This is a genomic window from Maritimibacter sp. UBA3975, assembly GCF_002384975.1.
Classification (GTDB): Bacteria; Pseudomonadota; Alphaproteobacteria; order Rhodobacterales; family Rhodobacteraceae; genus Maritimibacter.
In genome coordinates, this window is sequence record NZ_DGCP01000009.1 from 366,888 (window position 1) to 386,663 (window position 19,776).

Annotated in this window: 22 protein-coding genes; 14 read left to right on the forward strand and 8 right to left on the reverse strand. The window is 63.7% G+C overall.

All coding sequences use genetic code 11. From position 1 onward, the window contains the following. Positions 1 to 18 precede the first annotated feature (18 nt). The 3 genes from B2585_RS06795 (at position 19) to B2585_RS06805 (ending at position 2,904) form a co-directional block, all read left to right on the forward strand. The gene (locus B2585_RS06795) at positions 19 to 696 is read left to right on the forward strand and encodes an orotate phosphoribosyltransferase (protein WP_292021330.1); all 678 of its coding nucleotides are present in this window, start codon (positions 19 to 21) and stop codon (positions 694 to 696) included. Between the two features lie 227 nt (positions 697 to 923). Next, positions 924 to 2,426, forward strand: a complete 1,503-nt coding sequence (locus tag B2585_RS06800; RefSeq protein WP_292021332.1) for a replicative DNA helicase — start codon at positions 924 to 926, stop codon at positions 2,424 to 2,426. A 4-nt stretch (positions 2,427 to 2,430) separates the two neighbouring features. Beyond that, positions 2,431 to 2,904 (forward strand): NYN domain-containing protein, encoded by a 474-nt coding sequence (locus tag B2585_RS06805; protein ID WP_292021334.1) that lies wholly within the window; start codon positions 2,431 to 2,433, stop codon positions 2,902 to 2,904. Between the two features lie 237 nt (positions 2,905 to 3,141). Here B2585_RS06805 and B2585_RS06810 read toward each other — a convergent pair whose 3' ends face one another. Next, entirely contained in the window at positions 3,142 to 3,741 is a 600-nt protein-coding gene (locus tag B2585_RS06810; RefSeq protein WP_292021336.1) for a biotin transporter BioY, read from the reverse strand. Positions 3,742 to 3,871: 130 nt separating this feature from the next. Continuing rightward, entirely contained in the window at positions 3,872 to 4,288 is a 417-nt protein-coding gene (locus tag B2585_RS06815) for a DUF6314 family protein (protein WP_292021338.1), read from the reverse strand. Between the two features lie 71 nt (positions 4,289 to 4,359). Here B2585_RS06815 and purB point away from each other — a divergent pair, with 71 nt between their 5' ends. From purB to B2585_RS06855, 8 genes are all read left to right on the forward strand, one after another. Beyond that, complete coding sequence (gene purB, locus B2585_RS06820) at positions 4,360 to 5,664, forward strand: adenylosuccinate lyase (RefSeq protein ID WP_292021339.1); 1,305 nt, start codon at positions 4,360 to 4,362, stop codon at positions 5,662 to 5,664. A 68-nt stretch (positions 5,665 to 5,732) separates the two neighbouring features. Further along, positions 5,733 to 5,891 carry a hypothetical protein gene (locus tag B2585_RS06825; RefSeq protein ID WP_292021342.1) on the forward strand — a complete coding sequence of 53 codons (159 nt, stop codon included), beginning with the start codon at positions 5,733 to 5,735 and terminating at the stop codon, positions 5,889 to 5,891. Between the two features lie 4 nt (positions 5,892 to 5,895). Beyond that, entirely contained in the window at positions 5,896 to 6,054 is a 159-nt protein-coding gene (locus tag B2585_RS06830; protein ID WP_292021344.1) for a hypothetical protein, read from the forward strand. A 79-nt stretch (positions 6,055 to 6,133) separates the two neighbouring features. Further along, a complete protein-coding gene (locus tag B2585_RS06835) occupies positions 6,134 to 6,667 on the forward strand; it encodes a hypothetical protein (RefSeq protein WP_292021348.1) in 534 nt (177 codons plus the stop codon). An 84-nt stretch (positions 6,668 to 6,751) separates the two neighbouring features. Next, the gene (locus B2585_RS06840; protein WP_292022751.1) at positions 6,752 to 7,786 is read left to right on the forward strand and encodes a flagellar motor switch protein FliG; all 1,035 of its coding nucleotides are present in this window, start codon (positions 6,752 to 6,754) and stop codon (positions 7,784 to 7,786) included. A 99-nt stretch (positions 7,787 to 7,885) separates the two neighbouring features. Further along, positions 7,886 to 8,272: a hypothetical protein gene (locus B2585_RS06845; protein ID WP_292021350.1), complete on the forward strand. Its 387-nt coding sequence runs from the start codon at positions 7,886 to 7,888 to the stop codon at positions 8,270 to 8,272. A gap of 42 nt (positions 8,273 to 8,314) precedes the next feature. After that, on the forward strand, positions 8,315 to 8,950 hold the full coding sequence (locus B2585_RS06850) for a TetR/AcrR family transcriptional regulator (RefSeq protein WP_292021351.1): 636 nt from the start codon (positions 8,315 to 8,317) through the stop codon (positions 8,948 to 8,950). Between the two features lie 52 nt (positions 8,951 to 9,002). Further along, positions 9,003 to 9,875, forward strand: a complete 873-nt coding sequence (locus tag B2585_RS06855; RefSeq protein ID WP_292021353.1) for a DMT family transporter — start codon at positions 9,003 to 9,005, stop codon at positions 9,873 to 9,875. 8 nt (positions 9,876 to 9,883) lie between these two features. Here B2585_RS06855 and B2585_RS06860 read toward each other — a convergent pair whose 3' ends face one another. Further along, positions 9,884 to 10,633, reverse strand: a complete 750-nt coding sequence (locus B2585_RS06860; protein ID WP_292021355.1) for a glutathione S-transferase family protein — start codon at positions 10,631 to 10,633, stop codon at positions 9,884 to 9,886. A gap of 150 nt (positions 10,634 to 10,783) precedes the next feature. After that, positions 10,784 to 11,494: a DUF1223 domain-containing protein gene (locus tag B2585_RS06865; protein WP_292021357.1), complete on the reverse strand. Its 711-nt coding sequence runs from the start codon at positions 11,492 to 11,494 to the stop codon at positions 10,784 to 10,786. Between the two features lie 226 nt (positions 11,495 to 11,720). Here B2585_RS06865 and acnA point away from each other — a divergent pair, with 226 nt between their 5' ends. After that, positions 11,721 to 14,468 (forward strand): aconitate hydratase AcnA, encoded by a 2,748-nt coding sequence (gene acnA, locus B2585_RS06870; RefSeq protein WP_292021358.1) that lies wholly within the window; start codon positions 11,721 to 11,723, stop codon positions 14,466 to 14,468. A gap of 72 nt (positions 14,469 to 14,540) precedes the next feature. On the opposite strand, the gene B2585_RS06875 is transcribed toward acnA, so the two are convergent. The 4 genes from B2585_RS06875 to B2585_RS06890 form a co-directional block, all read right to left on the reverse strand. Continuing rightward, entirely contained in the window at positions 14,541 to 15,506 is a 966-nt protein-coding gene (locus B2585_RS06875) for a DUF3179 domain-containing protein (protein ID WP_292021360.1), read from the reverse strand. A 46-nt stretch (positions 15,507 to 15,552) separates the two neighbouring features. Then, complete coding sequence (locus B2585_RS06880) at positions 15,553 to 16,197, reverse strand: hypothetical protein (protein ID WP_292021363.1); 645 nt, start codon at positions 16,195 to 16,197, stop codon at positions 15,553 to 15,555. Positions 16,198 to 16,467: 270 nt separating this feature from the next. Next, the gene (locus B2585_RS06885; RefSeq protein WP_292021365.1) at positions 16,468 to 17,097 is read right to left on the reverse strand and encodes a peptidylprolyl isomerase; all 630 of its coding nucleotides are present in this window, start codon (positions 17,095 to 17,097) and stop codon (positions 16,468 to 16,470) included. After that, complete coding sequence (locus B2585_RS06890; protein ID WP_292021367.1) at positions 17,090 to 17,596, reverse strand: peptidylprolyl isomerase; 507 nt, start codon at positions 17,594 to 17,596, stop codon at positions 17,090 to 17,092. The genes B2585_RS06885 and B2585_RS06890 overlap by 8 nt, the downstream gene beginning before the upstream one ends. A gap of 146 nt (positions 17,597 to 17,742) precedes the next feature. Between B2585_RS06890 and B2585_RS06895 the strand changes: the two genes are divergently transcribed. Continuing rightward, positions 17,743 to 18,936, forward strand: a complete 1,194-nt coding sequence (locus tag B2585_RS06895; protein ID WP_292021369.1) for a phosphoglycerate kinase — start codon at positions 17,743 to 17,745, stop codon at positions 18,934 to 18,936. After that, entirely contained in the window at positions 18,933 to 19,706 is a 774-nt protein-coding gene (locus B2585_RS06900) for an SDR family NAD(P)-dependent oxidoreductase (protein WP_292021370.1), read from the forward strand. The genes B2585_RS06895 and B2585_RS06900 overlap by 4 nt, the downstream gene beginning before the upstream one ends. Positions 19,707 to 19,776 lie beyond the last annotated feature (70 nt).

The following is a 19,776-nucleotide window of genomic DNA, read 5'->3' on the forward strand; positions in this document are numbered from 1 at the left end:
GCGCAACAGGAGACCCAGATGATCCCCACTTCCTTCCCCGACAAGGCCGAGATCGCCCGGCTCTCTGCCCGGATGCTTCTCGAAATCGGCGCGGTGAACTTCCGCCCCGAAGACCCGTTCATCCTCGCCTCCGGCCTGCCCAGCCCGACCTATATCGACTGTCGCAAGCTGATTTCTTACCCCCGCATCCGGTCAACGCTGATGGATTTCATGGCCGTGACGGTGATGCGCGAGGCGGGCTTCGAGGCATTCGACAATATCGCCGGCGGCGAGACCGCGGGCATCCCCTTCGCCGCTCTCGTGGCTGAACGCCTCGCGCTACCGATGACCTATGTGCGCAAGAAGCCCAAGGGCTACGGACGCAACGCCCGGATCGAGGGCGCGATGAGCGAGGGCGAGCGGGTGTTGCTGGTCGAAGACCTGACCACCGACGGCGGCTCCAAGCTGTCCTTCGTCGACGCGATCCGCGAAACCGGCGCGACTTGTGGCCATACGGCGGTGATCTTCTACTATGGCATCTTCCCCGAGACCGAGAAAACGCTCGGCGATCACGGCGTGAAACTGCACCATCTTTGTACCTGGTGGGACGTTCTGGCTGAGGCCCGCGATCAGGGCATCTTCACTGACGCCGCACTTGCCGAGGTCGAGGCCTTCCTGAACGAACCGCGCGCGTGGCAGGACAAGCACAAGGGCTGAAAATCGCATAGTGCCGCGGCCCGGTCACGACCTGTGGACGACTCACCTGCACGACCTTCGACGGCTCGCCCCCTGTCAAGATGTAGATATTCGCACGCGATGTGCTACACTCGATAGCGTGTGCATCGGGGCCGTCGGGCCTGCCCACAGGGTTATCCACGATCTTATTGGACTGGCGCGGCCCCACCGCAAAGGTCTATGCCCGCCCAACGTCTTTGGGGGATGTAATGAACGACATAACGCCATTCCGGCCGGGCCAGACGCCGGAAAACACAAGCGATATGGCCGATGCCATGCCGCACAATATCGAGGCCGAGCAGCAGCTTCTGGGCGCGATCCTGACCAACAACGAGGTCTATGACCGCGTCGCGAACATCGTGCGCCCCGACCATTTCTACGAGCCCGTCCACCGGCGAATCTATGACATCGCCGAGCAGCGCATCTCCAAGAACGCGCTCGCCTCGCCCGTGACGATCAAGGCGTTCATGGAGGAGGACGAGGGGCTCAAGGAGCTTGGCGGTCCCTCCTATCTTGCGCGCCTTGCCGGTGCCGCGATCTCGTCCTTCGCGGCGCGCGACTATGCGCAACTCATCTATGAGATGCACCAGCGGCGCGAGCTGATCCAGCTTGGCGCCGACATCTCGGCCCGCGCCACGCGGTTCGAGAGGGACAACGAGCCGTCCGAGCAGATCGTTGCTGCGGAGCAGTCGCTCTACAAGCTGGCCGAGACAGGACAAGCGACGACCGGATTCGTGAGCTTTCTCAATGCCGTGACCGACGCCGTTCAGGTTGCCAACGCGGCCTATCAGCGTGACGGGGGCCTCGCCGGGGTCTCCACCGGACTCAACGACATGGACAAGAAGCTGGGCGGTCTGCACCGCTCCGACCTCCTGATCCTCGCGGGTCGTCCGTCGATGGGTAAGACCTCGCTCGCGACCAACATCGCCTTCAACGTCGCCAAGGCCTACAAGCGCGGCAAGCTCCCCGATGGGTCGGAAGGCGCGATCAACGGCGGGGTCGTGGGCTTCTTCTCGCTCGAAATGTCGGCCGAACAGCTTGCCGCCCGTATTCTGTCCGAGGCCGCCGAGGTGCCGTCCGAACAGATCCGGCGTGGTGACATGACCGAAGGCGAGTTCCGGCGGTTCGTCGACGCGGCGAAGGCGCTCGAGTCCTGTCCGCTCTACATCGACGACACGCCCGCCCTTCCCATCGCCCAGCTCGCCGCCCGTGCCCGGCGGCTCAAGCGCGAACACGGGCTCGACGTGCTGATCGTGGACTACCTTCAGCTCGTGCGCGGCACCGCAGAGAACCGGGTGAACGAGATCGCGGAAATCTCGATGGGCCTCAAGGCCATCGCCAAGGAACTCGATATTCCGGTGGTTGCGCTCTCCCAGCTCTCGCGCCAGGTGGAAAGCCGGGACGACAAGCGCCCGCAGCTCTCGGACCTGCGCGAATCCGGCTCGATCGAGCAGGACGCGGACGTGGTCATGTTCGTGTTCCGCGAGGAATACTATGCTGAGCGCGAGAAACCCTCCGACGACCGGCTGGACGAAATGGCGGCCTGGCAGGAACGGATGGAACGGTTGCACGGCAAGGCCGAGGTCATCATCGGCAAGCAGCGTCACGGACCGATCGGCACTGTCGAGCTGAGCTTCGAGGGTCGCTTCACGCGCTTTGGCAACCTCGTTCAGCCTTGGCAGCAGGGCGGCGGCGGGCCTGACGGCTACTGAGGCCATGTTGCCGGTCGCCCTCGGGGCGCTCATCGTCGTCCTTCTGGTCGGCGCACTTGTCCTGCGGGTGCGCCGTTCGCGTCGTCCCGCGGTCCTCGTCGACGGCTCCAACGTCATGTATTGGCACGGCGAAACCCCCGATATCCGAACGGTACGGCGGGTGGTCAGGCGGCTGGAGAAGGACGGCTTTCGCCCGGGCGTGATGTTCGACGCGAACGCGGGGTATCTGCTGTTCGGTAAGTATACGCACGATCCGGGCTTCGCCAGGCACCTGAACCTGCCCGAAGACCGGATCATGGTGGTTCCCAAGGGCTCACAGGCAGATGGCCATCTTCTGGCTGCTGCCGCCGATATGGGCGCGCGGATCGTCACGAACGACCGCTTTCGCGACTGGGCTGACCGCTATCCCTTCGTCACCGAAAAAGGCCGCCTGATGCGTGGCGGCTTTCAAAGCAATCGCCTTCACCTCGACAACTGAGCCCCCTTTGGTCGACGGCGGGTCAAGGAGGGCGCAGGCCCCGCGTCCAGACGCGGCTTGTCCTTCATGCGTCGCTCCTCGCCAGACCACCGAACCGGCGTTTTGCCAACCGCCCCACGACGACCGCCGACGTTGCCACCGATCTCGAACGGACTGAGCGATCAGACCATGACCCATTAAGAAAGGCGCGCGAGCGGTGCTCACGCGCCTTTCGGTCTTGTCACGATGCCGCCGGGATCAGCCGCGGGCGTTGCCCACCAGTTTCCAGGCCGCCGGCAAGATAAGCGCGGCGAGAACCAGCTTCAGCGCATCGCCAATCAGGAACGGGGTCAGGCCCCATTCGAGGATCGGCGCATCGAGACCGTAGAGGTTCACGAGCCAGGCCAGACCCGGCACATAAATGATGACGTTGCCGATCAGCATGGCAGCCGCCATCCACATGACCGAACGGTCCCAGCCACGGCGCGCCAGATAGCCGAGCGCCGCGACTGCCACGACGTAGCCGAACAGGTAGCCGCCGGTGCCGCCCAGCATGTAGGCGATGCCCGAGGCCTCCGCGCCGGAGCCTGCGAACACGTTCAGACCAAGCGCACCCAGAACCATGTATGATACGATGGTAACGAGGCCGAGACGCGCACCATAGGCTGCGCCGAGGCCGAGCACCGCGAACGTGCCCATCGTGATCGGAACCGGCCACATCGGCACGCGGATCTTGGCGGCCACGGCGAGGATCGCGACCCCCACGATCACCAGAGCTACCTGCTTCACGCGCAGGGCGGTGCCGGACTGCGGGCCGAAGACCTCGCTCAGAACCTTGTCATTCGTCAGTGTCGCCATGTGGGTCGTCCCCCTGAATACCAGTGTCGTTTTGATGTGTTGTGCCGCACCTGTTCCTCTTAGGCAAGTCTCAGTAGCGCCACCATTGCAAGGGTCCCGAGATTTCACGCGGCAAAACGGCTGCCAGCGATCACGGTGCGATCCGCATGTAATCGCTGACCATCGTATAGTCCTTGCGCGGCCCCGTTACGGTCCAGACCGCGCGCCAGTCGGGCCAGAGCGTAAAATCGTAGGCCACGCGGTAGTCGTCGGGGTCGCACCAATGATCCGCGACCGGCGCCTGATCCGTGCCGATCCGGTGAAAGAACCGCCCGTCTTCGAAATGGACCTCGATCCCGGTCTCACCCTGCCGCCAGAGGTAGGTGCGGGAGGCCGCGAAGGGCGTGCCGCCCTCGAAGGTCAGTTCGCCGGCTTCCCGACAGATCAGCCCTTCCCCGTCCGGCGCAAAGGTCACGACACCTTCGAAGCGGCCCATGCGCCCCTCGTGCCGGTCCTCGATCTGGCGCGCGACGCGCCAGCGGCCCTCGAAGTCGTAGAGTGCTGCCATGCTCACCTTGCCCTTGTCAGGGCACGAGTCTATGACGCGCGCGACCCGCCCACAAACCGAAAGGCCGCCCCATGATCCCGCGTTATGCCCGCAAAGAGATGACCGACATCTGGGAGCCGGCCACCAAGTTCCGCATCTGGTACGAGATCGAGGCACATGCCTGCGACGCCATGGCCAAGCTGGGCGTCATCCCACAGGAGAACGCGGATGCGGTGTGGAAGGCCAAGGACGTCGAATTCGACGTGGCCCGGATCGACGAGATCGAGGCGGTGACCAAGCATGACGTGATCGCGTTCCTCACCCACCTCGCTGAACATGTCGGGTCCGACGAGGCGCGTTTCGTCCACCAAGGCATGACATCGTCCGACGTGCTGGATACCTGCCTCAACGTGCAACTCGTGCGCGCCGCCGACATCCTGATCGCGGATGTGGAAAAGGTGCTCGCCGCGCTCAAGAAGCGCGCGATGGAGCACAAGATGACCGTCCGCGTGGGCCGCAGCCACGGCATCCACGCCGAGCCGACCACGATGGGCCTGACCTTCGCGCGCTTCTTTGCTGAGTTCGACCGGAACCTGTCGCGCCTGAAAGCGGCGCGAGAAGAGGTGGCAACCGGCGCGATCTCCGGCGCGGTCGGCACCTTCGCCAACATCGACCCGGCGGTCGAGGAACACGTCTGCGAACAGCTGGGCCTCAGCCCCGAGCCGATCTCGACCCAAGTCATCCCGCGCGACCGTCACGCGATGTTCTTCGCGACCCTAGGTGTCATCGCCTCGTCCATCGAAAACGTCGCGATCGAGATTCGCCACATGCAGCGCACCGAGGTGCTGGAGGGCGCGGAATTCTTCTCGATGGGCCAGAAAGGCTCGTCGGCCATGCCGCACAAGAAAAACCCGGTCCTGACAGAGAATCTCACCGGCCTCGCCCGGCTCGTTCGTATGACCGTGATCCCGGCGATGGAGAACGTGGCGCTCTGGCATGAGCGCGACATTTCGCATTCGTCGGTCGAGCGGGGCATCGGCCCGGACGCGACCGTGACGCTCGACTTCGCGCTCAATCGTCTGGCCGGCGTGGTGGACAAGATGATCATCTACCCAGAGAACATGCTTGAAAACATGAACAAATTCCCGGGCTTGGTCATGTCGCAGCGCGTGCTTCTGGCCCTCACCCAAGCTGGTGTGAGCCGCGAGGACGCCTATTCCATGGTGCAGCGCAACGCGCTGAAGGTCTGGGAAGAGCGGCTCGATTTCCAAGAGCTCTTGCTTGCCGATGCGGAGGTCATGGCCGCACTTGGCGAGGATGGCATCCGCGAGAAGTTCGACATGGAATACCACACCAAACACGTCGACACGATCTTCAGGCGGGTGTTCGGAGAATGATCGCGCCCGTGTGAACGCGGACGATAAGGATTCGTGCTAGCCTTCTGTCAGCCAACAGGAGATCAACCATGAAAGCCAAGACATTCCTTGCCGCCGCCTGCATGACGCTTCTGCCGATGGGCGCTTTCGCCATGTGCTCGGGACACGCGGAAACTGCGTCGTCCTGCATGGACGGCTATACTTGGGACGCTGAAACCAGCGCCTGCGTCGAAGTCGTCTCGGGCTGAGGCCGTGACGGTGCGTACCGCCGTCGTGGCGGCTGTTCTCGTTTGGCTCCCGTTCAGTGCGATCGCGCAGGAATCCGCGGCCTGTGAAGAGGCGCACGCGAACTGCCAGGACGGGACCATCTATGACGCCGAAACCAAGACTTGCGTGGTCGTGTCGAGCTGATCCCACGACCTTCCCATCCGATTGACCCGGCGGCGATCCTGCCGCGCGGGCATGTTTTCCAATGACCTGGAGTGTTACAATGCGCCCTGCCCTGTATCTCGCGGCCCTCGCCTTCCCGACCCTGGCTTTCGCCGTGGGCTCCGACGACAATGCGACCCCAACGACCACCGAGACAACAACCGAGTGCAGCGACGGCATGGTCTGGGACGCGGACGCACAACAATGCGTGGCGCCCAAGGAAAGCTCGCTCACCGACGACGCGCTGTATCAGGCTGCGCGCGAGCTGGCCTATGCCGGTCGGTACGGTGAGACGCTGAACGTGCTTGCGGCCATGTCCGACCAAGGCGACGACCGGGTGCTGACCTACCGCGGCTTCGTCCATCGCAATCTGGGCGACCTGGCACTCGGGGAGCGGTACTATCGTGACGCCATCGCTGCCAACCCGGACAACCTCCTCGCGCGATCCTACATGGGCCAGGGCTATGTGGAGGAAGGCCGGATCGACGAGGCTTACGCCCAACTTATGGAGATCCGCGCGCGTGGTGGAACGGGCGGCTGGCCGGCCGAGGCGCTGGAAACGACGATCCGCAGCGGCGTCACCACGAACTACTGAGCCTGCGCGTCCCAACCGATCCTTAACGAATGGCACGTTACTCTGATCCCGTCACAGGGGACGGAGTGAGACGTGTCGACGGAAATGGCCATGGCCGACGTGGGAATGCCGGCCCTACCCGCGAAACAACTGACCAAGCGTCAGAAGGCCGCCGTGATCGTGCGGCTTCTTCTCGCTGAAGGCGTGCCGCTCAAGCTCGCGGACCTGCCGGAAACGCTCCAGACCGAACTTGCGCACCAGATGTCCACCATGCGCTTCATCGACCGGGTCACGCTGAAATCCGTCGTCGATGAATTCGTTGAGGAAATCGAGAGCGTCGGCCTGTCCTTTCCGGGCGGGTTGGAGGGCGCGCTGACCGTGCTGGACGGGACCATCAGCGCTTCGACCGTCGCGCGTATCCGCAAGGCGAAGGGGTTCAATTTCACCGGCGACCCGTGGGAAACGATCGCGGGGCTGGACACCTCACGCCTCCTCTCGGTGCTGGAGGAGGAAAGTGTCGAGGTTGCGGCCGTCCTTCTGTCCAAACTCAAGGTCTCGGTCGCGGCCGACCTTCTGGGCAAGCTACCGGGGCCACGCGCACGCAAACTGGCCTATGCGATCTCGCTGACCGGGTCGGTGGAGCCTGCCGTCGTGGACCGGATCGGACGGGCCATCGCCGAACAACTCGACGCGCAGCCCGCCCGAGCCTTTGCCGAGGCGCCGGTGGAGCGGGTGGGCGCGATCCTCAACTTTTCGCCCGCTGCCACACGCGACGACGTGCTCGAAGGGCTGGACGAAGAGGACAAGGCTTTCGCCGAAGAGGTGCGCAAGGCCATCTTCACGTTCGCCAACATTCCCGAACGGCTCGACGCACGCGACGTGCCAAAGGTCACCCGCGACGTGGACCCGGCGGTGCTCGTCACCGCGCTCGCGGGCGCCACCGGCCCGCTGGAAAAAACGGCTGAGTTCATTCTGGGCGCCATGTCCAAGCGCATGGCGGACCAATTGCGCGAAGAAATGGGCAACCTCGGCAAGGTCAAACCGAAAGACGCGGAAGAGGCGATGAGCGCAATCGTCTCGGCCATTCGCGAGCTCGAGGCGGCGGGTGAAGTCCTGCTCCTGGCGGGTGAGGACGAGTAGCCCAGCGACCGCCCTTTGCATCCGCAATTGACATGATGCGCGTTGCTTCTATTGTGAAATTAGACCGACCGGTCTATTCAAGCACAAGGAGCGACTCCGATGCATGTGTCCAAGAACGATGTCGATATCAGGATGAGTATTCCCGGCGCAGTGATCCGCCAGCGCCAGAACTTCGGAAATGCGACGGGGCTGGGCCGGATCAGTGGCGAGTATTTCTCGCTCTCGGCAGGTGTCGACACGACGCCGCTCTTCAAGGGCCTCGAGGGCAACCTGTGCCAGGCGCCGCATTGGGGCTATGTCCTAAAGGGCAAGTTGATAACCACCGACTCCTACGGTGTTACGGAAACCGTGCAGGCAGAGGATTTGTTCTATTGGCCGCCGGGCCACAACGTACTTGTTGAGGAAGACGCCGAAATCATCATGTTCAGCCCGCAGCACGAACATGGTCAGGTCATCGACCACATGATAGACATGACCAAGACCTGATACGGCGGCATCCCGCCTCCGCGAGGCCAGCGAAAAAGCGTCATGCCCCCCGACACGACCCAAGCGACCAACCATGTCCCGCGCAAGCGGGACACGAGGCAACGCCTTATCGAAACCGGCATGCCCCTATTGCTGCGTCACGGCTACAACGATCTTGGTCTCCAGATGCTCTTGCGTGAGACCCGCGTGCCGAAGGGCTCGTTCTATCACCACTTCCGCGACAAAGAGGACTTCGCGCTCGCGGTGATCGACGCCTACATGGACGGTGTGCACCAGGGCATGGCCGCGAGCCTCGGAGACCACACTCTGCCTCCATTGGTACGCATACGAACTTTCTTCGAAATGACGGCGGAATCTTACCGTGACGAGGGCTACATGGGCTGTCTGCTGGGCGGGCTCGGACAGGAGCTTTCGGGCATTAGCGACGTGTTCCGCGACCGAATCTCGGTCTGTTTCGGAGAGATCGCGGGCGGCATGGCCGGCTGTCTGGCCGAAGCGCGCGCCAGGGGAGACATCGCCGCGGACTCGGACGTGGACGAAATGGCCGCGCGTCTCGTCGATTGCTGGGAGGGGGCTGCACTGCGCAGCAGACTGACGCGCGACCCCGCGGCGCTCATGTCAATGCTGGATTTCTACTTCGCCGCAATCACCGGCAAACCGGTGCAGCGGGAGGCCTGACGCGCAACTTTGCGCCGTTGCCAATCCCAGACCGCGCCCATAGGGTCGCGCGGTGGCGACCGTACCCTCCCCTCTGCAAGCCCCAGGCAAAGGCATCCTGCTCTACATGACCGGGATCTTCTGCATGGCCACGATGGACCTTCTGGCCAAGACGCTGTCACAGGAGGTGCATGTGGCGCAGGCGGTGTGGGCGCGATACGCGGGACAGACTGTGATCGTGCTGCTCTGGGTGCTGCCCTCGCTGGGTCGCGTCGTGCGCACGAATTACCCTTGGCTCCAGTTCGTGCGGTCCATGTCGCTGCTCCTTGGCACAAGCATGTTCTTCCTGTCGCTCACCTTTCTCGGCCTCGCCGAAGCCACGGCGATCATGGATGTGAACCCGGTATTCATCACGCTCGGCGCCGCGCTGTTTCTGGGGGAGCGGTTCGGACCGCGCCGGGCGTTCGGTGTGCTGGCAGCCCTCGTGGGCGCGCTCATCATCATTCGGCCGGGGACGGCCGTGTTCTCGCCGGCGGCGTTCCTGCCGCTCATCGCCGCGACGGGCTATGCCACGTTCATCCTGCTCACGCGCCGTGTGGGCCGGGACGAGGATCCGCGCACTTCACTGCTGTATGCAGCGCTTCTGGGCGCAGTCGTGACGAGTATCGTGGTCCCGTTCTACTGGGTGCCGCCCAGCCCCGCCGCAATCGCCATGATGTGCGCCATCGGGGGGCTCGGCGCGCTTGGCCAGCTTTTCCTGATTCAGGCCGTGCGCTTCGCCGAAGCCTCGGCCATCGCGCCGTTTTCGTACGTCGGCCTGCTTATCGCAGCCTTCTGGGGGGCGTTGGTGTTCGGGGAGTTCCCGGATCTGGCAACGTGGATCGGCGGCGCGATCATCGTGGCCTCAGGCATCTACATCTGGCACCGCGAACGAGTCGCGCCCTAGCCGAGCCCTCAGGCCCGAACGATCAGCGAAAAGTCCGCCTCGGGGCCATCCGTCTTGCGGTTGAACAGCCGATCGAGGGATTCCTGCGACGACGCCCGCCGTGTTCGGTTGTTACGAGGGTCGTATTCGGTTTCCACCCTGTGTGTCATCCGCGCGGCGGCCGGGCGCTCGGCAATCTGACTGCGCCAGCGCGCAAGGTTCGGGAAGTCATCGGGCACGAAGTCGTGTCGCTCGAGATAAAGCGTCCAAGGCCAGGTCGCGATGTCGGCGATGGAATAGACATCGCCCGCGATCCATTCCCGGCTCGCAAGCCGGTCGTCGAGGTGACGATAGACGGTTTCCGACTGGTTACGGTAGCGCGCCGCGGAATAGGGTTCCGTGCCGTGCTCCACCACGAGGTGGTAATGGTTGTACTGCCCGAGCATCGGCCCCACCAGCGCGGTCTGGACCATGAGCCAGCGCATCACATCGCGCCGGGCAGCACCTGCTTCAGGCAGGAAGGCGGGTCCATATGTTTCGGCCAGATAGATCAGGATCGCGTTGGATTCGAACAAGGGCTCTTCGGCCGCCGGATCGGTCAGGACCGGCACCTTGGCAATCGGATTCATCTCAAGGAATGCAGGCTCGAACTGTTCGCCGCTGAAGACCGCCACATGTTTCATGGCGTAGTCGAGCCCGAGCTCTTCGAGCAGCAGCGCCACCTTGCGGACATTCGGGCTTCCAGTGCCATAGAGAATACGATCGTCAGGTCCAGTCATGTCTGGGTCCTCCCCTCAAAACCTACAAATCCGCCGTCAGAGTGCCGGAGGACGAGGGGAAAGTCATATGATGCGGTCTGAAAAACGAGCAATACCGTGCATTGCGTCGCGCAATGAACCAAGCCGGCAAGCCCGTGAACGGGTCGCGCCCTAGTCGATGCGGTAGGCCGCCAGAACGTGCCCCGGCCCCGGCTCCTGAAGGATCAGCGCGACGGGACCGTCGCCTGCGATCTCGGTGTCGATTTCCAGCGTGTCCTTGCCGTCCCATTCCGCGATGCGCTCCCACCCCGTCACGATATTGGTGTAGGAGATCGTTTCGCCCGCGTTCTCACCGTGCTTGATCGAGACGGTTTCCTCGGGCTTGAAGCGGACGATGTCTACGTTGATCGCGGCAGGCAACGCCATGCCACCTTTGGGCAAGCAGGTGATGCGCAGGACGCCGTCGACGATCTCGGCCTCGACCACAACATCGGAAAGCCCCGCCTCGTGCGCTTTCATGTAGTCGGCGACGCGCATCGGTTTGTAGCCGACGACGTGATCCGTTCCACCGACGACCATCTGCGGCGTGTAGATCGTGGACGCGCCGGCGACATGGGCATAGGCCTTCTGCCGTGCCGTATGCTCGGGCCGGGCGAACTTGTCCTTCCAGCCGATATAGTCCCAGTAATCCACATGGAGCGCGAGTGGCAGCACGTCGTCGCGGTCGGACAGCTCGGCCAGAAGAGCATCTGCGGGCGGACAGGAGTTGCACCCCTGCGACGTGAAAAGCTCGATCAGAACGAGGGGCTTTTCTTCCGCCAGCGCCACGCCGCCCGCAAGCGTCGCGGCCGACACGAGCCCTGCTCCGATCCAAGATTTCATAAGTCGGTCTCCGTCCATCCGTATCGAAGGTCTTAGACGACCCCCCCTTCACCCGCCAATCAAGGTTTTGAGAGGGTCGCACAGCCGTGGCCGTGAGGCCATAGCCGGGGGCTTTGCAGAAATGTGTGCAATAGTATACAAATGTGACTGCTCCACCCTTGCACCGGACTGCGATCCGTTGCAAACCGAGCGCAACCGACCCATTCGTCCAGCAAAGGAGCCAGACATGCCCATCGTCGTCGGCAAGGATACCTCCAACACCCGCAAGACGCTTTCTTCCGGTAGCGCCTCCATCGCGTATTACTCGATCCCGGCCGCGGAAGAGGCCGGTCTCGGCACCTTCTCCAAACTCCCCGCCTCGCTGAAGGTGGTGCTGGAGAACATGCTGCGCTTCGAAGACGGCGGTCACACAGTGTCGGTCGACGATATCAAGGCGTTCTCCGAATGGGCCGACAAGGGCGGTAAGAACCCCCGCGAAATCGCCTATCGCCCGGCCCGCGTGCTGATGCAGGACTTCACCGGCGTTCCCGCCGTGGTCGACCTCGCCGCCATGCGTGACGGCATCAAGGCGCTGGGTGGCGATGCCAAGAAGATCAACCCGCTCGTTCCCGTCGACCTCGTCATCGACCACTCGGTCATGATCGACGAGTTCGGCAACCCGCGCGCGTTCCAGATGAACGTGGACCGCGAGTACGAGCGCAACATGGAACGCTACCAGTTCCTCAAGTGGGGCCAGACCGCGTTCGAGAACTTCCGCGTGGTCCCGCCGGGAACCGGCATCTGCCACCAGGTGAACCTGGAATACCTTGCCCAGACCGTCTGGACCGACACCGATCAGGACGGGACCGAAGTGGCCTATCCCGATACGCTCGTCGGCACCGACTCCCACACCACCATGGTCAACGGCGCTGCGGTGCTTGGCTGGGGCGTCGGCGGGATCGAGGCCGAAGCCGCGATGCTCGGCCAGCCGATCTCGATGCTGATCCCCGAAGTCGTGGGTTTCAAGCTCACCGGCAAGATGATGGAAGGGACGACCGGCACTGACCTCGTGCTCAAGGTCGTCGAGATGCTGCGCGAACACGGCGTGGTCGGCAAATTCGTCGAATTCTACGGCGAGGGCCTCGACAACCTGCCGCTGGCACAGCGCGCGACCATCGCCAACATGGCCCCGGAATACGGCGCCACCTGCGGCTTCTTCCCGATCGACGCCGAAACCCTGCGCTACATGGAACAGACCGGCCGCGACAAGGACCGCATCGCGCTGGTCGAAGCCTATGCCAAGGAAAACGGCTTCTGGCGCGACGCGGATTATGATCCGGTCTACACCTCGACGCTCGAGCTCGACATGACCACCATCGTTCCGGCCATTTCCGGCCCCAAGCGCCCGCAGGACTATGTGGCCCTCGACGCTGCCGCACAGGCATTCGACACGGTGATTGCGGATTTCCGCGGCGTCGACATCTCGGATGATGCACAGGACATGGCCGCAGAAGGCCCGGTCGCGACCAAGCCGTCGGCCACCGCGAAATCGGCCAAGGTTGACGGTGAGGATTACGAGATTCGCGACGGAAGCGTCGTGATTGCTTCGATCACCTCCTGCACCAACACCTCGAACCCCTACGTCATGATCGGTGCGGGCCTCGTGGCGCGCAAGGCACGCGAGCTGGGCCTGAACCGTAAGCCCTGGGTCAAGACGTCGCTCGCCCCCGGCTCCCAGGTCGTGACCGAGTATCTCGAAGGCGCGGGCCTTCAGGAAGATCTCGACGCCATCGGCTTCGACCTCGTGGGCTACGGCTGCACCACCTGCATCGGCAACTCCGGCCCACTTCAGCCGGAGATTTCCAAGGCCGTTAACGACAACGACCTGATTGCGGTGTCGGTGCTTTCGGGCAACCGGAACTTCGAGGGACGGATCTCACCGGACGTGCGGGCCAACTACCTCGCCTCCCCGCCGCTGGTCGTGGCCTATGCGCTTTCGGGCGACATGAATATCGATATGGCCAACGACCCGATCGCGCAGACGCCGGATGGCAAGGACGTCTATCTCAAGGACATCTGGCCGACGGACAAGGAAATCGCCGATCTCGTCGAACGTGTCGTCACTCGCGACGCGTTCCAGTCGAAATACGCGGACGTGTTCAAGGGCGACGAGAAGTGGCAGGCCGTGGATGTGTCGGGCGGCGAAACCTACGATTGGCCGCCGCAGTCGACCTACATCCAGAACCCGCCCTACTTCCAGGGCATGTCCAAGGATGCGGGCACGATCAGCGACATCGAAGATGCCGGTATCCTCGCGATCCTCGGCGACATGATCACCACTGACCACATCAGCCCGGCCGGCAGCTTCAAGCCGGAGACCCCGGCCGGCAAGTACCTGACCGAGCGGCAGGTCGCACCGCGTGACTTCAACAGCTATGGCTCGCGCCGCGGCAACCACGAGGTCATGATGCGCGGCACCTTCGCCAACATCCGCATCAAGAACGAGATGCTGGAAGGCGTCGAAGGCGGCTACACCAAAGGGCCTGATGGCGATCAGACCTCGATCTACGACGCCTCGATGGCCTACCAGGAGGCGGGCAAGCCGCTCGTCATCTTCGGGGGCGAACAGTATGGCGCAGGCTCTTCGCGCGATTGGGCAGCGAAGGGCACGAACCTTCTGGGCGTGAAGGCGGTCATCGCCGAGAGCTTCGAGCGGATCCACCGTTCCAACCTCGTCGGCATGGGCGTCATCCCGTTCGAGTTCACGGGCGGCGACACGCGCAAGACGCTGGGCCTTACCGGCGAAGAAAGCGTGACGATCAAGGGCCTCGCAGACGTGAAGCCGCTTCAGGACGTGACCGCACAGATCACCTACGCAGACGGCACCACGAAGGACGTCACCCTCAAATGCCGGATCGATACGGCGGTTGAGATCGACTACGTCAAGAACGGCGGCGTGCTGCACTACGTTCTGCGCAACCTCGCCAAGAGCTGACAAGCCACTGACGGAATTAGAAAAGCCCCGGGGTCTCGCCCCGGGGCTTTTTCGTATGAACCAAAGACCGACTCAATCCCGAGCGCTCAGCATCCATTCGCCGTCCGGATAGAAGGCGTGGAAGGCGAACGCGAACATCACGTCGTGGGGGAGGTCGTTGCCGTCGCCGTCCCGCACCCGGATCGCGCCGACCGATGCCGCCTCGCCAATGACCGAGCCGCCGAGCGCGCTCGCCTGCTCATGCTCCCATGTCAGCGTGACGCCCGCCTCGGTGATCTCGGCCCCGTCTGACAGACGTTCCATCGGCCAGGCCCGCTCGCCCACCCGGACGACCCGCGCGAGCGCTGGAATGTCGTGGGGCGGCGTTTCGCCGGTGAAAAAAGGATAGGGCCGCTCGCGGCTGTCGTAGCCCGCGTAGGGGTTCATGCCGTAGTTGCGCGGATAGTCCGGTTCGGCCATCACCAGCCCGTCCGGATTGCGCTCGGCGAACACCTGCCACGCCTCCATCCACGAGGGCAGCGTCGTCAGACTGTCGCCAGCATACTCACCCACGATCCCCTCGCCCATCGCCTGCTGCCACCAGCTTTCGGTTTCGCGGTCATACATCACCATGTCCGAGGCGCGCAGCTTGCCGGTCACGCCGAATGTCAGGACCTGACCGTCATGGCGCCGGTCGAATGTCAGCGCAGAGTTGCACAGCGGGCAAAAGGTAACGGCCACCGGCACGTCGCCCACCCGATCATTCACGATCTCATGCCAGATCATGTAGCGGAGCGGATATGCGCGTGGCGTTTCCCCGTCGAGTTCCAGGGTCATCACCGGCTCACGCCCCGGCAGGTCGGCATCGGCGACCGGCACCATATCGGGGTCCATCAGCGCCGGGATCCCGTCCCGCGGCGGACCACCGGACAGGATCTCACCCCAGCTATCGATGGTGCGCTGAGAGAAATCTGTCTTGGGGAACTCGTTCTTCCAGAACGACGGATCGGCCAGGACGAAACCCGGCAGAAGGATCAGGAGGCAGATGAGGCGCAGCATAGGGTGAGAATGGCACCCGCCGCCGGCCCTGTCACTCACAGTTGCGTCAGGCCATCGGGCGCAGCGTGATGTCCTCGGCCCGAAGGCCCGCATCGCCCGGAAGCTCTGCAATGGCCTCGCCGTCCAGTGCGATGGTCGTGAGGTCGGCCTCGGCGTCATAGCCGACCGAAACGACGGGCGTGATCGGTTCGCCGGTTTCAGCGTCGAATTCCGGAAGGTACTCGATCTCCAGCGCCTCGGTTTCCGCCTCATACCCGTCGATGCGGGCGGCTGCCGCGTCGGGGTCGCTCAGGTCGTAGGCCTCGATAACCGTGCCGCTCTCAGCCTCTTCGTAGAGCGCGTCCTCTTCCGTCGCCGACACTTCGCCAAAGATGTTGCCGTCCTCGAAGCCCGCCACCACAGGGTCGGCGGCAATCTCCGGTTCAGGCTCGGCTTCGCGCGTGTCCTGTTCGGCACTCCGCAAGGCCAGAAGGCTGTCCTGCTCATCCTGCAGGATATAGGCCAAAGTGGACTGGTATTCCCCGGTGCGCGGGTTCGGCGCCTCGTCGGGGTTTGCGCGGGTCGCTTCCGCGTCAGGGGGTTCGTCTTCGGCGTCCTTGCTGCCGAATAGGCTCGAGAAATCGACGAATCCTGACACGCCGGCCACGAAGGCCGCGCCAAGTCCGTAGAATACTACATCTTCCAACTGCATCGATCCGTCCTTTGTGGCGGTTTCGGACACAATTCAGGAGGAACGGGGGATTTTTATGATTATTTGAGGGTAATTCAGGGCCAAATTAACTGAAATGCCCCGAAACCCTTTGTTTACACCGACAGGTTAGAGATAGTCCCGAATAACTCGGGAGATGTCATGTTTGCTGCCGCCAAACGCTTTCGCGTGCCTCTGTTCGAGGGGCTGATCTTCGCCGCCTTCATACTCATGCTCGCGGGGGCGTGACGGCCCGGTGTCCGGGCCGCCCGATCATTCTTTCACTACCTCGACATTCGTCATCACGTCCGGCTGACCGATGATGGCACCGTTGGGCCCTTCGCCCCGCTTGATGTCGAGCACGACATCCATCCCCTCGATCACCCGACCGACCACGGTGTAGTCTCCATCGAGGAACGACGCCTCGTCGAACATGATGAAGAACTGGGAATTGCCGCTGTCAGGGTCCTGGGAACGGGCCATGCCGACCGTGCCGCGCACGAAGGGCTCTTCCGAGAACTCGGCTGGAAGGTCAGGATAATCTGACCCGCCGAGGCCCGCCTGCCGCATGTCTCCACCTTCGAGGCCGAAGGCTACGTCGCCGGTCTGGGCCATGAAGCCGTCGATCACGCGGTGAAAGACCACCCCGTCATAGGCGCCCTCTTCCGCCAGTCGGGTGATACGGTCGGCATGTTGCGGCGCGAGGTTGTCGTATAGCTCGATCAGGATCTTGCCATTCGCCTCGCCGGTAACTGTGATCTCGATCTGCGGCCCGCCCGCTTCGCCCGGCGCGTCGTTCACAACCTGCGGGGTTGAGCCAGGAACGGTCGCGAAATAGTACCAGGCGACCAGCCCGACCCCTGCGAGAAACAGGAGCCAGGCGATGATCGTCGGTCTACGCATCCGCCGCGACCTTGACCGAGATCATCTTGTCCGGGTTCGCCGGCGGCTCGCCACGCGTGATCGCGTCGACGTGTTCCATGCCTTCGATGACCTGGCCAAAGACCGTGTACTGACCGTTCAGGAAGTCGTTGTCCTTGAAGTTGATGAAGAACTGCGAGTTGGCGGAGTTCGGGTTCTGCGCCCGCGCCGCGCCGAGGGTGCCGCGTGCATGGGGCACCTTGGAGAATTCGGCGGGCAGGTCCGGCAGATCGGACCCGCCGGTTCCGGCCCGGCGCAGGTTGCCGCCATCGTCCACCTTGCCGTGCTCCACGTCGCCGGTCTGGGCCATGAAGCCCTCGATGACCCGGTGGAACACCACCCCATCGTATTTTCCGGCGCGCGCCAGTTCCTTCATCCGTTCGACGTGCTTGGGTGCGACGTCGGGCAGAAGCTCGACGGTCACTGTGCCGTCCTTGAGCTCAATCAGAATGGTGTTTTCGGGATCCTTGATCTCGGCCATCGGGCCCTCCTTGACTGTTCAGGCGGGAAACTAGGCTCCGCCCCGACCCGCCGCAAGGGCCGATATCCGTGGTCGGCCTGCGGCAGAACGCCATTGAAATCCTGCAAACGAGCGTGTTTGTGGTGGTCAAGAACAAGGAGAGCCCGATGAGCTGGAAAACGCTGGACGATCTGGATCTGGACGGCAAGACCGTGCTGGTGCGCGTGGATATCAACGTGCCAATAGATGACGACGGCAACGTGACCGACGCGACGCGGATCGAGCGGATCGTCCCTACGGTGCGCGACATTCTCGAGAAAGGCGGCAAGCCCGTGCTCCTGGCCCACTTCGGTCGTCCCAAGGGCAAGGTGGTCCCCGAGATGTCGCTGAAGCCCCTGGTCCCGGCGCTGGAAAAAGCCTTCGGTGTGCCCGTCAAATTCGCCGAAAAGTGCATCGGCGGACCGGCCAAGGTCGCGGTGTCCAAGCTCGAAGCGGGCGAAGTCCTTTTGTTGGAGAACACCCGTTTCCACACGGAAGAGACCGAAAACGACGCGCAGTTTGCGGCAGCCCTCGCCGCCCTGGGCGAAGTCTACGTCAACGACGCCTTCTCCGCCTCGCACCGGGCCCATGCCTCCACCGAAGGGGTTGCGCGGGTGCTGGACAATTGCGCCGGGCGGCTCATGGAGGCTGAGCTCAAGGCACTGGACGCGGCGCTGTCGAACCCGATGCGCCCGGTGGTGGCCGTTGTGGGCGGGGCCAAGGTTTCGACCAAGCTGGAGCTTCTGAGCAATCTCATCGAAAAGGTCGACACGCTCGTCATCGGGGGCGGCATGGCCAACACCTTCCTCGCCGCTCAAGGCATCGACGTGGGCAAGTCGCTCTGCGAGCACGAGATGACCGATACCGCCTCAGAAATCGCCACCAAGGCGAAGGAAACCGGCTGCACCATCATCCTGCCGTCCGACGTGGTCGTGGCGCGGGAGTTCAAGGCGGGGGCCGCGAGCGAAACGGTTGCCGCCGACGCCTGCCCCGCCGACGCGATGATCCTCGACGCGGGGCCGGACACGGTAGAACGCATCAATGCCGCCTTCGCCGATGCCGCCACGCTGATCTGGAACGGACCCCTTGGTGCGTTCGAGATCGAGCCCTTCGACGCGGCCACCAATGCCACTGCACGCAAGGCTGCTGAACTCACACGCGAAGGCCACCTCACCTCGGTCGCGGGCGGCGGGGATACGGTGTCCGCCCTGAACAAGGCGGGCGTCGCCGATGACTTCACCTATATCTCCAGCGCCGGCGGGGCATTCCTCGAATGGATGGAGGGCAAGACGCTTCCGGGCGTCGCTGCTCTGGACACATGACCAAAGGCTGGGCGCTGATCACCGGGGCCTCCTCCGGGCTGGGCCGGGAATTCGCAAGGCTTGCGGCGGCTGACGGCTGGAACCTCGTGATCTCGGCCCGCCGGACGGAAGAACTGGACGCGCTCGCTGCGGAGCTGTCCACCGACGTCGTTGTCGTCACTGCCGATCTTTCGCAACCCGGTGCGGCGGATACGTTGTGGGACCAGGCCAGCGACGGACGCGACATCGACCTCCTCGTCAATAACGCAGGCATAGGCGTCCACGGGCGGTTCGCTACGGCAGGCAACGCGCGCGAGCGCGGCTCTGTCGCGCTCAACGTGGTGGCCCATACCGAACTTCTCCAGCGCGCGCTGTTCGACTTCCGCGAGCGCGGCGTGCGGGGACAGGTGCTCAACGTCGCTTCGCTCGCTGCCGTGATGCCCGCGCCCTCGATGGCGATCTATCACGCCAGCAAAGCGTACGTCCTGTCCCTGTCGGACGCTGTCCATTACGAGTGCAAGCGCGACGGTATCACCGTCACCGCGCTCTGCCCCGGCCCCACCCGCACCGGGTTCTTCGACGCGGCCGGGCTGGACAAGACCTGGCTCACAACCGTCATGCCGATGCCGACCGCCGACACCGTGGCCGCCGCAGGCTGGCGCGCGCTCAAGTCCGGCAAACGCAGCGTGACCCCGGGCCTCATGCCCAAGATCATCGCCTTTTCGGCCCGGCTCACCCCGCGCGGTCTGCTCTCCCGCATGAACGGCTTTTTCTGGGGCCGCCGGAACTGAGCGCTATTCCCCTGTGCGTTAGCGCGACCAGAATTGCACCTGCGCGCGCGACCACTTACCAAGTGGCCAG

What these genes read in the sequence shown, in the direction of transcription:
- B2585_RS06815 (WP_292021338.1), bottom strand. Translation starts at nt 4,288, where the DNA reads ATGGCAGCACTCTACGACTTCGAGGGCCGCTGGCGCGTCGCGCGCCAG.
- B2585_RS06895 (WP_292021369.1), top strand. Translation starts at nt 17,743, where the DNA reads ATGAGCTGGAAAACGCTGGACGATCTGGATCTGGACGGCAAGACCGTG.
- B2585_RS06825 (WP_292021342.1), top strand. Translation starts at nt 5,733, where the DNA reads ATGAAAGCCAAGACATTCCTTGCCGCCGCCTGCATGACGCTTCTGCCG.
- acnA (WP_292021358.1), top strand. Translation starts at nt 11,721, where the DNA reads ATGCCCATCGTCGTCGGCAAGGATACCTCCAACACCCGCAAGACGCTT.
- B2585_RS06810 (WP_292021336.1), bottom strand. Translation starts at nt 3,741, where the DNA reads ATGGCGACACTGACGAATGACAAGGTTCTGAGCGAGGTCTTCGGCCCG.
- B2585_RS06900 (WP_292021370.1), top strand. Translation starts at nt 18,933, where the DNA reads ATGACCAAAGGCTGGGCGCTGATCACCGGGGCCTCCTCCGGGCTGGGC.
- B2585_RS06890 (WP_292021367.1), bottom strand. Translation starts at nt 17,596, where the DNA reads ATGGCCGAGATCAAGGATCCCGAAAACACCATTCTGATTGAGCTCAAG.
- B2585_RS06795 (WP_292021330.1), top strand. Translation starts at nt 19, where the DNA reads ATGATCCCCACTTCCTTCCCCGACAAGGCCGAGATCGCCCGGCTCTCT.
- purB (WP_292021339.1), top strand. Translation starts at nt 4,360, where the DNA reads ATGATCCCGCGTTATGCCCGCAAAGAGATGACCGACATCTGGGAGCCG.
- B2585_RS06840 (WP_292022751.1), top strand. Translation starts at nt 6,752, where the DNA reads ATGGCCATGGCCGACGTGGGAATGCCGGCCCTACCCGCGAAACAACTG.
- B2585_RS06880 (WP_292021363.1), bottom strand. Translation starts at nt 16,197, where the DNA reads ATGCAGTTGGAAGATGTAGTATTCTACGGACTTGGCGCGGCCTTCGTG.
- B2585_RS06865 (WP_292021357.1), bottom strand. Translation starts at nt 11,494, where the DNA reads ATGAAATCTTGGATCGGAGCAGGGCTCGTGTCGGCCGCGACGCTTGCG.
- B2585_RS06845 (WP_292021350.1), top strand. Translation starts at nt 7,886, where the DNA reads ATGCATGTGTCCAAGAACGATGTCGATATCAGGATGAGTATTCCCGGC.
- B2585_RS06835 (WP_292021348.1), top strand. Translation starts at nt 6,134, where the DNA reads ATGCGCCCTGCCCTGTATCTCGCGGCCCTCGCCTTCCCGACCCTGGCT.
- B2585_RS06860 (WP_292021355.1), bottom strand. Translation starts at nt 10,633, where the DNA reads ATGACTGGACCTGACGATCGTATTCTCTATGGCACTGGAAGCCCGAAT.
- B2585_RS06885 (WP_292021365.1), bottom strand. Translation starts at nt 17,097, where the DNA reads ATGCGTAGACCGACGATCATCGCCTGGCTCCTGTTTCTCGCAGGGGTC.
- B2585_RS06850 (WP_292021351.1), top strand. Translation starts at nt 8,315, where the DNA reads ATGCCCCCCGACACGACCCAAGCGACCAACCATGTCCCGCGCAAGCGG.
- B2585_RS06800 (WP_292021332.1), top strand. Translation starts at nt 924, where the DNA reads ATGAACGACATAACGCCATTCCGGCCGGGCCAGACGCCGGAAAACACA.
- B2585_RS06805 (WP_292021334.1), top strand. Translation starts at nt 2,431, where the DNA reads ATGTTGCCGGTCGCCCTCGGGGCGCTCATCGTCGTCCTTCTGGTCGGC.
- B2585_RS06875 (WP_292021360.1), bottom strand. Translation starts at nt 15,506, where the DNA reads ATGCTGCGCCTCATCTGCCTCCTGATCCTTCTGCCGGGTTTCGTCCTG.